This is a genomic window from Methylobacterium sp. J-077 (assembly GCF_022829365.1).
Taxonomy (GTDB): domain Bacteria; phylum Pseudomonadota; class Alphaproteobacteria; order Rhizobiales; family Beijerinckiaceae; genus Methylobacterium.
In genome coordinates this window covers 41,881-55,761 of the sequence record NZ_JAKSYJ010000083.1, presented here as the reverse complement: position 1 = coordinate 55,761, position 13,881 = coordinate 41,881, and the positions used below count along the sequence as shown (strand labels likewise).

The window sequence follows — 13,881 nt, the reverse complement described above, 5'->3', positions numbered from 1 at the left end:
TCAGAACGGCGCGACCAGGTCGTAGACCTGCTGGACCGCGCCGGGCTGCTGCACCTCCATCAGGCGCCCCCGGCCGCCATAGGAGACCCGCGCCTCAGCGATCTTGTCGTAGTCGATGGTGTTCTTGCGCGAGATGTCCCGCGGCCGGACGATGCCGGCGATGTTCAGCACGCGGATCTCGTAATTGACCCGCACCTCCTGGGAACCGCTGATCATCATGTTGCCGTTGGGGAACACGTTGGTCACGATGGCGGCGACGGAGAGGCGAAGCTGCTCCTTGCGGTCGATCGAGCCCTGCCCCTTGGTCGAGGAATTGCCGTTGACCTCGTAGTTGTTCTTCGATTGCGTGCCGAGGCCGAACAGGTCGAGCTCGACGTCGAGGCTCATCTTGGACCGCGAATCGCGGGACCGGTCGGTGGCGTTGTCGAACTGGGCCTTGTCGTTCATCTCGATCAGCACGGTCAGCACGTCGCCGACATTCTTGGCGCGCGGATCCTGGAACAGGTCGGCGCTCTGCTGCGCCCAGGTCGAATGGTATCCCGCCCGCTGGGTCGCGGTGAACAGCGGCGGCACCGCGTCGTGATTCGCATTGATCCCGAGCCCGACCGGGCTCATGGCCGGAGCGCGGCCGATCTCCTGGACGGGGGTCGAGCAGGCTCCGAGGGTCACAAGCGCCGCGATGGCAGCCAGCCGCTTCATCCTGATTTCTCACTGTTCTGCGGTTGGCGGTTTCCCTCGTCCGAGCGAGGCTCGGGCGGGGGGCTCGGGGGCGGCTCGGACCGGGGCGGCACCGCTTTCTTCGGGGTGTTGGTGATGACGTTGGCCAGCCACGCCGCCCGGCCGGGCTCCATCTCGTTCATGATCGCGCTGGCGGCGCGCGGATCGAGCCGCGTCAGAATGGCTGCGGCCGCCTCGCTGTCCATGGCGGTCAGCTGCTGCGAGGCCGCCTCGGGCTTCATCTTGGCGTAGATCGCCGTGACGCTCTCGTCCGCCTTGGCGAGGAACATCTGCCGGCGCTTCAGCCATTCCTCGTACTCGGCGCGCTTCGCCTCGAGCTGACCGATTCGCCCCTCGATATCCTTGGCGAGCGCCGTGAGCGTCTCCTTCTGCCAAGTGAACCGGGCATCGGCGGCGGCGTTGGCGATGCTGCTGCAATATTGTTGGGCTTGCGCTTGCGGGGCGCGGGTCTCCTCGCCCTTGGCCGGCTCGCCCGGCTTCTGCTGGGCAGCGGCCTGGGCGGCGGGCAGGATCGCGGCCGCCACCAGGACGCGAGCGCCCCAGCCGTGCAGGCTGCGCCGCCCGGTGCGCCGCTCGCGGGTCGGGGCGATCATTGAACCACCAGCTCCGCCTGCAAGGCGCCCGCCGTCTTCACCGCTTGCAGGATCGAGATCACGTCGGTCGGCTTCATGCCGACATTGTTCAGGCCGCGGACCAGGCTCTGCAGGTCGGGCCCCGAGACGACGGCCAGGCGGGCGGTCTGCTCGGCGGCGTTGATGTCGGTCCGGGGGACGATCGCGGTCTGCCCGTCGGAGAACGGGGCCGGCTGCGACACCTGCGGGGTCTCGGTGATGCGAACCGTGAGATCGCCGTGGGTGACCGCCACGGTGGAGATCTGCACGTTCCGGCCGATGACCACGGTGCCGGTGCGCTGGTCGATCACCACCCGCGCCGGCGTATCCGGCTGGACCGCCAATTCGCCGATCTCGGCCATGAACCGCGTCCGACCGACATGCCCGGGCCGCGTCAGCACGACGGTGCGATAGTCGCGCGGGCTCGCGGCGCGGCGCCCGTAGCGCTGCACCGTGTAGGCGTTGATCGCGTCGCAGATCAGGATGGCGGTGCGGTAATCCGGGTTCTTCAGTTCGAGCGACATGCCGGGCAGATCCCGGAACGTGCCGGCCACCGCCCGCTCGACCAGGGCGCCGTTGGGGATCCGGGCGGCCGTCGCGACGCCCGAGACCAGCGATTCGGCCTGACCAGTGGCGCTGAAGCCGGAGACGGCGAGCGCGCCCTGCGCCACCGCGTAGACCTGCCCGTCACCCCCCGCCAGCGGCGTCATCAGCAGGGTGCCGCCGCGCAGGGAGGTCGCGTCGCCGAGCGAGTTCACGCTGACGTCGATGCGCGAGCCCGGCTCGACATAGGCCGGCAGGTTGGCCGTCACCATCACGGCCGCGACGTTGCGGGTCCGCATCCGCTGGTCGCGCACGTTGATGCCGAGCCGGTCCAGCATCGATTGCAGGGATTGCTCCGTGAACTGCGAATTGCGGAGGGTGTCGCCGGTGCTCTGCAGGCCGGTGACGAGGCCGTAGCCGACGACCTGGTTCTCGCGGACGCCCTGGAGCGACGCGATGTCCTTGATCCGCGTCGCCGCGGTCGCGGGCGCCGACCAGAGGCCGAGCCCGATCAGGAACAGGGGAAGCAGGCGACGCATCACGGCTGCCCGCCGGTGCGTACCCGGCCGTCGGGCTGGACGACGCCCTGGATCAGGCGGCCGGTCGCGGTGTTCCGCACCGTCACCGGCTCGTTCACGGCGGCGTTCGCCAGCGCCGTGCCCAGGGTCGAGATGACCATGCCGCGCTCCTCGAACACGATCACGGTCGGCGCCCCGCGGGTCACGAGCTTGACCTCCTCGAGGGCGCCGGACGGGATCACCTCCCCGGGCAGGAGGGTCCGCCGCGCAACCTTGCCGACGGCGCGCGCCGCCGTCTCGACCGCCGGCACCCGCGGCTTGAAGTTCTCCGGATAGGTCTGGTCCCGGAGCATCGTCGGCTTGATGACGTCGCCCGCGTAGATCGTCGCCACCGGCACCGGGAACGTCTGGTCTGCGGCGGCGGCCGGAACGGCGACGAGGCCGAGCGCGCAGGCCGCGCGCAGCCCCCGAGCCGTGCGCGCGACGCCCCGTCTCACGAAGAGATGTCCCCGGGTCATGATGTCAGCGCAGGCCCTTCGAGACGGTGCCGGCCATCTCGTCGGCGGCCTGGATCACCTTCGAGTTCATCTCGAACGCCCGCTGGGCGGAGATCAGGTTGGTGATCTCCCGGACCGGATCGACGTTGGAATTCTCGAGATAGCCCTGCTGGATCTTGCCGAAGCCCGGATCGCCGGCGACGCCGGTCACGGGCAGGCCGGAGGCCGGTGTCTCCCGATACAGGCCGTTGCCCAGCGGCTCGAGCCCGGCATCGTTGGCGAAGTTGGCGAGCGCCAGCTGGCCGACCGTCTGCGGCAGCGGCTGGGCATCGAGCTTGACCATCACTTGGCCGGTCTCGTTGATCACCACGTCGACGGCGTTCTGCGGGATGATGATCGCCGGATCGACGCTGTAGCCCTCCGCGGTGACGAGGCGGCCGTCGGCGTTCTTGTTGAACGAGCCGGCGCGGGTGTAGTTGATCTCGCCGTTGGGCATCGTGACCTGGAACCAGCCGCGCCCGTTGATCGCGAGATCGAGGGGGTTGGTCGTGTTGGCCAGCGGGCCCTGCCGGTGCAGGTTCCGGATCGCGGAATTGCGGACGCCGAGGCCGAGCATCGCGCCCTCGGGGATCGCCGACTCGCCGGCCTGGATCGGGACGCCCGCCGGCCGCTCGGCCTGATAGATCAGGTCCTTGAATTCCGCCCGCGCGCCCTTGAACGCCGTCGTGTTCAGGTTCGAGATGTTGTTGGCGATGACTTCGACGTTCAGCTGCTGGGCATTCATGCCCGTGGCCGCGATGGCAAGCGCTCTCATGATGATGTCCTTCCGCCCGGGATGACGATGACTGTGGTCAGGCGACGTTCGCGTGCCACCGACGGGAGAGGGCGACCTCTCCCGCGCTGTTTGCGATGTCAGATCGCCATGCGGACGATTTCCTGGTAGGCGGCGACCACCTTGTCCCGGATGGCGACCGCGGTCTGGAGGCTCTGCTCGGCCGACATCACCGCCTCGACCACGGACTGCGTCGACGCCTTGCCCTGAATGCCCGAGATCGCCGCCGCCTCGCCGGCCTTCACGGAGTCCCGGGCGTGACCCGCCAGCTGTGCCAGCAGATCGCCGAAGCTGGAGGCCGTTCCTGCGGGCGCGGCGGCGCTGGGCGTCGCCAGGTCGAGCTGTGGGACGCCGAAGACCGAATTCTTGTCGGACAGACTCGAGAGCGCGGAGAGAGACTGGATCATCACGGCCTCAGAAGATCGATGATGCTCGAGACCATCGAGCGGGTCTGCTTGATCATCTGGAGATTGGCCTCGTAGGAGCGATTAGCCTCCCGCATGTCGGCCATCTCGATCAGCATGTTCACGTTCGGGAGCTTGACCGTCCCGTTCGCGTCCGCCGCCGGGTTCCCGGGATCGTACTCGACCCGGAACGGCGCCTTGTCCTGACCGATCTGGCGCACCGCGACCGCCGTGGTGCCGGAGGCCCGGTCCATGGCGGTGCGGAACGTGATGGTCTTGCGGGCGTAGGGGTCCGAGCCCGCTGTCGTGCCCGTGGATTGCGCGTTGGCGATGTTCTCCGCCACCACGCGCATGCGCTCGGACTGCGCCCCCATGCCCGAGGCCGCGATGCGTGAGGATGCGACGAGCGGATCGATCATGGTCAGGCCTTCACGCTCATGGCCAGCATGCGGTTGAAGGCTTTGACGATGCCGGTGTTCAGCGCCTGATCGCGGCTGATCTCGCCCGACTTCATCATCTGCTCTTCGAGATTCACCGAATTGCCGGAATGGACGACGTCCCAGCCGTCGGACTGGGTCGGACGGGCCGGGCGTGCCGTGGGACCGTCGATCTCGAAATGGCCAGCGTGAGTCGCCGCCATCGCGAGCGTCGTCTTGTCCAGCATATCGCCGAACGGGGTCAGATCCCGCGCGCGATAGCCCGGTGTATTGGCATTCGCGATGTTTCCGGAAATGACGGCTTGGCGTGTGGAAAGATGCTGCAGCTGCCGCGAGGCGAGATTGAGCAGAAAGATCGGGTTCATAACCTGTCGGCTTTCTGATCTGTCGGGCGTGGATCGATATCGTCCTGGAATGACCTGGAACAACGTCTTTCCAAGCGCGCTCTGAATCGGATCGGCTATTGAACGCCACGATGTTCTGGAATGCGGTTTGCCCGATCAGTCTTGTCCGAAGCTTGCGGCGAGCTGTCCGCCGGCGACGCCACGGTCTTGCCGAACCCGTGGGACGCTCGATATGACTGACCTGCGAGCAGGCGCGGCCTCCCGACGACAGACGCGCAGACCGCCGGATCCCGGGCCTCGCGGCCGGATCGGATCCATCGCGATACGGTTCCGTCGTCCCGCGGTGCGGTTTTCCCTTGGAGGACGGACCGCGAATCGCCACGGCCGGTCGTCGGGCCGATAGAGGTCTCCGTCGGGGCGACCGGCCGCGTTCTGCCGGCTCCGCGGCTCGGCGATCAGCTCACGAAGGCGTATCCGAGATAGCGCCGCACCTCGATCGGATCGAAGCTCAGCTTTTCCCGGAGCTTCTTGCGAAGCTTGCTGATGTGGCCCTCGACGACACTCTCGTCCACATCGCTCGTGAAAGCGCCGTAGACCGCGTTGAAGACCTGCTCCTTGGTCATCCGCCGTCCCCGGTTGCGGACCAGGAATTCGAGGATCTGCCGCTCGCGTCGCGGCAGGACGATTTTCTCCCCGTCGATGTCGGGATCTCGGCCGTCGAAATACACCTTCAGCCGCGCGGTCCGGTCCACCGCCGCCTCCTTGATCGCCCCGCGATGGGAACGGCGCCAGACCGCCTCGGTCCGGGCCATGATCTCGCGGACGTGGACCGGCTTGCGGACGACGTCGTCGATGCCGGCCGTGAACAGGTTCAGGGTCTCGGTCAGGCAGCGGGTCTCGATCATGGCGATGATCGGCGCCCGGGACCGCTTCTGGATGAGTTCCGGGAGATCGGGGCGTTGCTCGCAATCACCGAGGAGGAAGCCCTGCACGGCGTCCACGTCCGGCTCCCGAGCGGTCTGGAGCCAGCCCTTGAAATCAGAGTCCAATAATCCGACGGAGGAAATACCCTCTCTGGCGAAGCTCGCGACGTATCCATCGGTCACCATCGGTCTTTCATCGACAATGACGTACATTATCTCGGAACTCCACAGACAATCATTCCGGGGAATGATGGAGATATGGCTTGAAGCAAACATTCATAAGCTTCATGAATCTTGATGACGTCAACAAAACACGGCGTCAATGGCGGATTTCGATTTTATGTCGGGTGTGTTTCTGATGCAATTGGAGAAATTCAATTCCGTTTATGTTTTATGATTCGATTTAAGAATATTTATTTCGGTTTCTGTGTAAGATTTGTTGGGACTGCTCGATGCAGACCAGCATTTGGTCTTGATGGATGCTTCGTCACGCGTGGTGCTCTAAATGACGCGAGTGCCTTACAGCCTATGAGCGAGCGATCTGTCTTCTTGCCGGTATCAGTTCGGCCGAGCGTGAATTCAGCATCGGCGACCGGCGCGGATCATGTCATCGGCAACAGGAATCGCTGGTCGCGCCTCGGCCTCACATTCGGGCCCCTGCCCGCGGGGCAGTGGTATGAGTTTCGTGCATGCATGGTGTGCGCGGCCGCCGAGGCCGCGACGGGTGCCGAGGACTTCGCGGCGCTCGGTCTGGAATTCTTCGCTCAGGACCAGTCCGGGATCGATTTCGCCCAGGTTCCGGGACTCGCGCGAACCGCGATCGACGCGCATGGGGCCTGGCTCGCCGGGCCGACCTGGGACGGCGGCGCGGACAGGCGGGCCGTCACCATCCGCCGCTGTTTTCATCTCCCGGCCCCGGCATCTCAGGTGGCCGTCGTCATCCGGAGCTGGCGCAACACCCACGCCTTCCGAATCGGCGACCCCGCGATCCGTCCCGCCTCGCCGGACGACCCCGTCTCCGCAGAGGAGCGCGTCGGCCGGATGGGGAGCCGGCTCACCCGCGACGGCCGAATCGCCCTCGGCCTGCAGCCGCGCTGGTACCGGCACGGGCTGGTGCCGGGACGCGGGTTGACCTTCAAGGGGCAAGTCATCGCGCAAGGGCAGACGGAGGGCGCCCTGGCGCGGGTGGTGTTCTGCGACGCTCTCGGGAACCCGCTTCCGACCCCCTACCCCGAGACCCTGGCGACCCTGGCGATCCCCGCCTTCATCGACATCCCGGTGCATCGCGAGGCCTATCGCTTCACCCTGAAGGTGGTGCCACCCCCGCGGGCTGCGACGCTCGAGATCGGTTTCGCGACCTGGGAGGCCGACGCTTCGCTCGCCCTGACCTGCGCACCCGACATGCTTCTGGACGACGACCTGCGCCTGGAGAACCTGGTGGACGATGCGGATCCGGGGGCCGAAGCCTTTCTGCCGGTTCTGATCGGCCGCATCGGCGGCGCGTCGGCGACGGAGGGCGCCTCCGCGGCCTCGATCCGCTCCTACCTCGACCCCGCCCGGCTCGCGCAGGCGCCCGCGCCCCTGCGGAGCTTCACGGCGCTGAGGGACGGCCCGGACGCGTGCAATTGGGCGGGAGACGTCCTTCGCCTGAGCCGTCGGCCGGCCTGGACGCTGTCGGAGACTGTGGACTGGGCCGCCGATCCGTTCCAGTCGCCTGCGTGGCGCCTGTCCTTCCAATCCCTGACCTGGGCCGGTGCCGCGGCCGCAAGCCCCGAGCACGTGGTCCGGGAGCGCGCGATCGCTGTCGCCGTCTCCTGGTCCCGGGCGAATCCCTGGGGGCAGCCGGCGGATACGCTGAGCCTGCATCCGGCCTGCATGGCGATGCGCCTTGAGGCCCTGCTGAGCCTGCTAAGCGCCGCCGCGCGGGACACCGCCGACGCGGATGCGCGCGCCGTCGAGATCCTCGGCGGCGAGGTCGTGCGGCACGCCTTCGCGCTCGCCGAGATCCTCGCCCAGCACACGGTGGCGGGTTCGCTGCTGGAGGTGAAGGTGGCGACCGCCCTCCTGGTGGTCTGCCTCGCGCTTCCGGCCCTGCCGATGGCGCGGCACTGGGCTTGCCTCGCGGCGATCGCGCTGCGGAGCGGCTTCGAGGCGCTAATCGACGCGAGCGGCGTGATCGCGGAGCCGTCGTACCATCGCAGCCTCGAGATCCTGACCCTGGCCTCGATCCTCCTGCCCGTCCTGCACGCGCGGCCGGATCTGGCATCGCTGGCAAGCTCCCTCGACCTGCGCCTCGCGAAAGCCTGGACCGGCCTCGTCGCGCTGTTCGAGCCGGACGATACCCTGCCCCCGTTCGGCGACACGCCCGGTCACGACGACCGTGCTGGCTGGATCGAGCGCGTGGCGGCATCCTACCCGCGTCCCTGGATGGCCGGACCGCCGGCCGACCGGGCGGAGCGCCGGGGCGGCCCCCTATCCGTCGAACCCGCGCGATCCGGGACCATCGTCTATCGCCGGTGGTCGGATGGGCCGGACTGGGCGTCCTTCACGGCGGATTTCTCCGAACAGGTCCACCCGCAGGATCACCGGGACTGCTCCGCCTTCACCTTCGGCACCGGCGGCCTGCGCTGGATCACGGAGGTCGGCGGATCGCATACCGAGGCGCCCGGCCGGCATCCGGCGGCGGCCCGGGCGCACAACGTGGTCATCCCGGACGGGCGGGAGCCGACCGCGGGTACGGGGGTGTCCCGCGCGCCCTTCACCGTGGGCGCCGCGTCCGTGCATCTGATCGACACGAGCGTGCACGGTCCGGATTACCGGCACGTCCGGGCGTTCGCGATCCTGGACGACCTGTCGGGGCTGGCCGTCTTCGATCGCTTCGCCACCGGCGGCGGCCCGCTGTCCCTGGAGGGCTTCCTGCACCTCGATCCCGCAGTCGCGGTCGCCCTCGACGCGTCCGGACGCGTGTTCGGGCTCCGGGGCGACCGGCGGCTGCGCATCGTGCCGCACCTGATCGCCGGTCAACGCGGCCGGATCGCGGTCGGGCGGTCCTGGGCCGGGCCGCAGGCGGCGGTTCAGGGCGTCGTCCCGGCGCCGAGTCAGCAGCCCCCGGCGGGCCCCGTCCTGAGTTACGGCATGACGGGAGGCCGATGCGTCGCAGGCGGTCTCCTGATCGCCGCGTCGGCCGAAAGCTCGAGGCGGCTCGTGCAGATCGTCGAGGACGAGGCCTTCCGGCGCGCTCTCACGGATTGAGGCCAAACGGGTGCGTCCGCACGCGTCGGGGGAATCGCGCCGTCTGTCCGCCGTCGGCTGCCGGGCTCGTGCCGGGTCCGAAAATAGGCGTCGGCTCTCCGGCGGCGGTGTTGCCCTACGTCCGGATGTCCTTCTTCGTTACAAAATTGAAATTCTCGATCATCACGTCCTTGACGACTTCCGATCCGAGCCGCTCGTTGACTTTGACCTTGATTTCTTCGAGGCGCTTATTGATGTCGTATTTCTTCAGATTGCGGAAATCGAGGTCGCCGTCGCCATAGATCTGGCGAAACGACTCGTCCATGACGAACGGCGCGGGCGTGACCCCGAGCCCCTTGATCAGGTGGGAATCCGCCGTGAACACGACGGTGGCCATGATGTAGCCCTGGACGGTCCCGTCAGCGATGACCGGAATGTTGAGCGGCTTCAGCTTCTGGTAGGTCAGGCCTTCCAGATATTCTTCGGACTTCGCTTTGGGGAGGTCCGGCATCCAGGAGACGACAGCATAGCTGGACAGCACCGTGATGGCGCAGACCCAGAGACCGGTGATGACGATCCGGAACACGCGCGCTTACTCCTGGTAGCGCAGGGCGGCCGAGTAGGTGCCGTCGGATTCCGCGCTCTGGATCATGCTGGTGACGATATCCGACACTTCCTGCATGGCCCGCAGGTGGATGGCCAGAAGCTCGTGGTTGCGCCGAAGCTTGGCGCGCACGCGCTCCAGGCCTTCGATCTCCGCGGGCCTCAGCGGCGTCGCGCCGATCGTCCGCCCCAGGCGCGACAGTTCCACCAGGCTCTGGCTCTTGCGACGGTTGAAATCGTCCTGCTCCCGAATGTCGTGGATCGTGAGCGCGTCCGTCTCGGCGTCGATGGTGGCTTCGAGGCGGGCCAGGGATGACAGCAGCATGCACAGCGTCCGGACGAGGGGTGAAACGTGGGATTCCGGGATCCGTCAGCCGATCCGCGCCGGGTCGGGCTTCGCCGCCGGGTCGGCGGCGGTCGGCTGATGCGCGGCCTCCAGCATGCGGGCGATGCCGAGGCCGCCGGCCTTGGCGATCTGGGCGCCGATCTGCTCGGCCATCATCGACTTCCAGATCGAACCGGCATTGCCCTTGCCGAACACCGCGGCGGCGTTCTGGGGCAGCATCGATTCGATGAAGGTCTGCAGGACGAAGGCCTCGAATTCCTGGGGCGGCGAGCCCTTGGCCCGCGGGGGCGGAAGCGTCGCGGCGGTGCGGAACCGCGTCAGGATCGTGTCGACATTCGCCTGCGGCGCCGCCGGGATGCCCGCACCGCCGGCTGCGGCCGCGCCCATGGCATCCGCGAAGGTGCCGGGGGCGGCTTGCGTGAGCTTGGTGACGGCCGCCTGATAGCGGGCCGGATCCGCGGCGCGCGCGACGTCGAGGACGATATCGGAGGGAGGTTGGACGCTCACGGCGCTCTCGTGTCCGGATGTTCGTGACCACGATCCGTCTGGTCACCGGGCTCGACCGAACCCGTCGGGGCTATGGACTGGTTCAGAGGCTTATCAGGCCTGGCTGACCGGAGGCTTGCCTGCGCGGGACCCACGAGGCTGTCCAGGCGCTCGGCCCAGATCTGCTTCTCCACCTGCTGGCGGCGCTCGGCTTCGAGACCGTCGACCCATCGCTCGGCCCGCTTGTGCTGCGTGGCCTGGGTGATCAACTGCTGGGCCGCCCTGTCCCGCGCCGCCCGCAGCCCCTGCGCCTCGATCGCCAGGTTCTTCAGGCGCCGGACCGCCGCATCGCGCAGCGGCTCGAGAAACGCCGAGGCCTCGTTGAGGGCCCGGATCACGTCGACCTGGGCCGCATCGACGTCCTGCACCCGGCCCTCCGCCTGGGCGAGGTCCCGCTCGGCGCGCCGGTGCATCTGTTCCTGGACGCGCAGGAGCCGCGCCGCCCGACCGAGCCGTGCCTGCATCTCAGCCCCTCCTGAGCCATTGCCCGTAGGCGAGGGCGAATTGCCCGAACAGGTCCGTCGAGAGAAACAGGAACAGCAGCATCCCCCCCGCCAGGATGAACGGCGTCGCGATGAAGAAGATCGGGATTTGGGGCGTGAGCTTGTTGGCGAGCCCGAGGGCGAAATTCACCACCATGGAATAGACGATGAACGGGCTCGTCAGCCGCAGGGCCATGGTGAAGGCCGCGCTGGTCCGGTCGACCAGACCGGCCAGCATCGGGCGCGACCCGAACGGGTCGCCGGCCGGAATCCGGTCGTAGGATGCGACCAGCCCGCGGAACAATTCCCAGTGCAGGTCCGTGGCGAAGACCAGCATCGTCGCCACCAGCATGATGAGCGAGCCCGCGATGGATTCCGCCTCGTTGTCGGCGACCGGCGTCCCGGGGATGCCGCCGAGGCCGATCATCGTCGCGATGGCGCTCCCCATCGTTTCGAGGGCAAAGAAGAACGACCGCCCGAACAGGCCGATGGCCAGCCCGGTCAGCGTCTCGCACAGGATCCACCACAGCGTGTCGGCCGGCGACGGGTTCCGCAGCCCGTCGCCGAGCTTCGGCAGGAGCATGGGCGCCAGGGCCAGGGACACCGTCAGGGCGATGAGGAGGCGGATGCGCGGCGCCACCCGCCCGCTGGAGAGGCCCGGCGCGATCAGCAGGCAGCCGCCGATGCGGCAGAAGATCATGAAGACGCCGAGAATCGACTCCGAGACATTGACGGTCACGAGATGGTGCCGAGCGATCGGATCTCGACGCCGCGGGCGATCTCGACATGCGACAGCACGGCGACGGTCGGGAAGATGCGTTCGATGATCATCCGCACGTAGCTGCGAACCTCCGGCGCGGTGACCAGGGCGAACTTGTGCGACGTCTTCATGTGGGCCCGGATCGCTTCCGACGCCTCGACGCCGAACTGCTCGATCAGGCGCGGATCGATATCGACCTCGAACACGTCGCCCTTGGAATCGCGCTTGAGCCCCTGGTGGAAGGTGAGGTCCCAGCGGCTGCCCAGCCGCAGCACGTTGAGGGTGCCGTTCTCGGCGAGGTCGCCGCAGATCTGCTGCGCGATCCGCAGCCGGACATGCTCGGCGATCTGCTCGGCGCGGCGGGCATGCGGCACGATCTCGGCGATCGCCTCGATGATCAGGTGCAGGTTCCGGATCGAGACCCGTTCCGCCAGCAGGAGCTTGAGCACGGCCTGCAGGCCGGAATACGAGATCTGCGACGGGCAGATGTCCTCGACCAGGCGTTTGTATTCCGGATCGAGCCGGTCGATCAGCATCCGCAGGTCCTTGTAGGACAGGAGCTGCGGCAGGTTGTTGCGGATGACCTCGCTGACATGGGTCAGCATCACCGAATGCCAGTCGATCGGGCTGAAACCCTCGCGGCGGGCCTCCTGGGCGTAGGCCTCCGGCACCCAGACCGCCTTCATGCCGAAGGCCGGCTCGTGCACCTCCTCGCCGATCAGGGTGGGCATCGGCCCGTCGCCCACGACGATCAGGACTTCGCCCGGGCGCACCTGCTGCGCGGCGATGACGGTGCCGTGGATCGCGATCTCGTAGGTCTTGCTGGGGACGGTGATGGATTCGACCAGCTTGATGTCCGGAACCACGAACCCGTATTGCTGCGCGAATTTCCGGCGCATCCGCCCGACCCGCTGGGCCAGCTCGCCCTGCGCGCCCAGCATCTGCACCGCGAGGTGCTTGCCGAGCCGCAGCTCGATCTCGGCGGTCTTGAGCGAGTCCTTCACGGATTCGCTCTCGCGCTGCGCCAGCAGCTTCTGAGTCTCCTCGGCCTGCGCCTGAGCCGCGACCTTGGACTGCGCCTCGGCGATGCGACGGGGAATCAGGTAGGCGACGGTGCTCATCAGGATGCCCAGGCCGGCGAACGGCACGAACGGCATCCCGGGCATGATCGCGAACAGCATCATCAGGCCGGAGGCCACGAACAGCGCCCGTGGATAGGCGCTGAGCTGGCCGAGCACCGCCTGCTCCGCCGTGCCCCGCGTGCCGCCCTTCGAGACCAGCAGGCCGGCGGCCAGGGACACGATCAGCGCCGGGATCTGCGAGACGAGGCCGTCCCCGACCGAGAGCTTGGTGAAGACGTCGGCCGCGGTGGCGAGCGGCAGGCCGTGACGGGTGACGCCGATGATGATCCCGCCGAAGATGTTGACCGCGATGGTGATCAGGCTGGCCACCGCCTCGCCGCGCACGAATTTCGAGGCGCCGTCCATGGAGCCGAAGAACGCGCTCTCCTCCTCGAGTTCGCGCCGCCGCTGCTGCGCCTGCTTGTCGTCGATGAGCCCGGCGGAGAGATCCGCGTCGATCGCCATCTGCTTGCCCGGGATCGCGTCCAGGGTGAAGCGCGCGCCGACCTCGGCGATGCGGGTCGCCCCCTTGGTGATCACCAAAAAATTCACCGTGATCAGGATCGCGAAGACCACGAGGCCGATCACGAAATCGCCGCTCATGACGAATTGCGAGAAGCCCTGGATCACGTGGCCGGCCGCGTCGACGCCGGCATCGCCGTTGGCGAGGATCAGGCGGGTCGTCGCAATGCCGAGCGCCAGGCGCAGGAGCGTCGCGATCAGCAGGATCGTCGGGAAGGACGAGAATTCCAGGGGCTTCTGGATCCAGAGCGCCACCATCAGGATCAGCACGGACAGCGCGATCGAGAAGGCCAGCCCGATATCGATCAGGATCGCGGGCACGGGCAGGAACAGAACCGCCAGGATGGCGATGATCCCGACCGCGAACCAGATATCGCGCCGGACCCTGCGCTCCGGCGTGAAGACGTCTACGGCCGCTGCCAC

General features: G+C 67.8%; 16 protein-coding genes. 1 reads left to right on the top strand and 15 read right to left on the bottom strand.

Going from position 1 to position 13,881, the window contains the following annotated elements; translation table 11 throughout:
• The 9 genes from flgH to MKL11_RS06095 all read right to left on the bottom strand — a co-directional run bounded on the left by flgH (window position 1) and on the right by MKL11_RS06095 (window position 6,060).
• Entirely contained in the window at window positions 1-699 is a 699-nt protein-coding gene (flgH, locus tag MKL11_RS06135) for a flagellar basal body L-ring protein FlgH (protein WP_243941274.1), read from the bottom strand.
• Window positions 696-1,331: a MotE family protein gene (locus MKL11_RS06130; RefSeq protein WP_243941272.1), complete on the bottom strand. Its 636-nt coding sequence runs from the start codon at window positions 1,329-1,331 to the stop codon at window positions 696-698. The genes flgH and MKL11_RS06130 overlap by 4 nt, the downstream gene beginning before the upstream one ends.
• A complete protein-coding gene (gene flgI / locus MKL11_RS06125) occupies window positions 1,328-2,431 on the bottom strand; it encodes a flagellar basal body P-ring protein FlgI (RefSeq protein WP_243941270.1) in 1,104 nt (367 codons plus the stop codon). Before flgI ends, MKL11_RS06130 begins: the two co-directional genes overlap by 4 nt.
• Window positions 2,431-2,907: a flagellar basal body P-ring formation chaperone FlgA gene (gene flgA, locus MKL11_RS06120; protein WP_243941268.1), complete on the bottom strand. Its 477-nt coding sequence runs from the start codon at window positions 2,905-2,907 to the stop codon at window positions 2,431-2,433. Before flgA ends, flgI begins: the two co-directional genes overlap by 1 nt.
• Before the next feature lie 25 nt (window positions 2,908-2,932).
• Entirely contained in the window at window positions 2,933-3,721 is a 789-nt protein-coding gene (flgG, locus tag MKL11_RS06115; protein WP_243941266.1) for a flagellar basal-body rod protein FlgG, read from the bottom strand.
• 98 nt (window positions 3,722-3,819) lie between these two features.
• On the bottom strand, window positions 3,820-4,146 hold the full coding sequence (locus MKL11_RS06110; RefSeq protein WP_243941265.1) for a flagellar hook-basal body complex protein FliE: 327 nt from the start codon (window positions 4,144-4,146) through the stop codon (window positions 3,820-3,822).
• Window positions 4,146-4,562: a flagellar basal body rod protein FlgC gene (flgC, locus tag MKL11_RS06105; protein ID WP_243941263.1), complete on the bottom strand. Its 417-nt coding sequence runs from the start codon at window positions 4,560-4,562 to the stop codon at window positions 4,146-4,148. Before flgC ends, MKL11_RS06110 begins: the two co-directional genes overlap by 1 nt.
• Window positions 4,563-4,564: 2 nt before the next feature.
• Window positions 4,565-4,945 carry a flagellar basal body rod protein FlgB gene (gene flgB / locus MKL11_RS06100; protein WP_243941261.1) on the bottom strand — a complete coding sequence of 127 codons (381 nt, stop codon included), beginning with the start codon at window positions 4,943-4,945 and terminating at the stop codon, window positions 4,565-4,567.
• 434 nt (window positions 4,946-5,379) lie between these two features.
• Window positions 5,380-6,060 carry a response regulator transcription factor gene (locus tag MKL11_RS06095; protein ID WP_243941258.1) on the bottom strand — a complete coding sequence of 227 codons (681 nt, stop codon included), beginning with the start codon at window positions 6,058-6,060 and terminating at the stop codon, window positions 5,380-5,382.
• A 480-nt stretch (window positions 6,061-6,540) separates the two neighbouring features.
• On the opposite strand from MKL11_RS06095, the gene MKL11_RS06090 reads away from it, so the two are divergent.
• Window positions 6,541-9,099, top strand: a complete 2,559-nt coding sequence (locus MKL11_RS06090; protein WP_243941257.1) for a heparinase II/III family protein — start codon at window positions 6,541-6,543, stop codon at window positions 9,097-9,099.
• Window positions 9,100-9,214: 115 nt separating this feature from the next.
• Here MKL11_RS06090 and MKL11_RS06085 read toward each other — a convergent pair whose 3' ends face one another.
• The 6 genes from MKL11_RS06085 to flhA are packed head-to-tail and all read right to left on the bottom strand — an operon-like array spanning window position 9,215 to window position 13,881.
• Entirely contained in the window at window positions 9,215-9,664 is a 450-nt protein-coding gene (locus tag MKL11_RS06085) for a hypothetical protein (protein WP_243941255.1), read from the bottom strand.
• Window positions 9,665-9,670: 6 nt separating this feature from the next.
• Entirely contained in the window at window positions 9,671-10,006 is a 336-nt protein-coding gene (locus tag MKL11_RS06080; RefSeq protein ID WP_243941253.1) for a flagellar protein FlgN, read from the bottom strand.
• A gap of 45 nt (window positions 10,007-10,051) precedes the next feature.
• Window positions 10,052-10,534, bottom strand: a complete 483-nt coding sequence (locus tag MKL11_RS33375) for a rod-binding protein (protein ID WP_243941251.1) — start codon at window positions 10,532-10,534, stop codon at window positions 10,052-10,054.
• A complete protein-coding gene (locus MKL11_RS06070; protein WP_243941249.1) occupies window positions 10,531-11,037 on the bottom strand; it encodes a hypothetical protein in 507 nt (168 codons plus the stop codon). The genes MKL11_RS33375 and MKL11_RS06070 overlap by 4 nt, the downstream gene beginning before the upstream one ends.
• Before the next feature lies 1 nt (window position 11,038).
• A complete protein-coding gene (fliR, locus tag MKL11_RS06065; RefSeq protein ID WP_313900731.1) occupies window positions 11,039-11,794 on the bottom strand; it encodes a flagellar biosynthesis protein FliR in 756 nt (251 codons plus the stop codon).
• Window positions 11,791-13,881, bottom strand: coding sequence for a flagellar biosynthesis protein FlhA (gene flhA / locus MKL11_RS06060; RefSeq protein WP_243941247.1), 2,091 nt, complete (start codon window positions 13,879-13,881; stop codon window positions 11,791-11,793). The genes fliR and flhA overlap by 4 nt, the downstream gene beginning before the upstream one ends.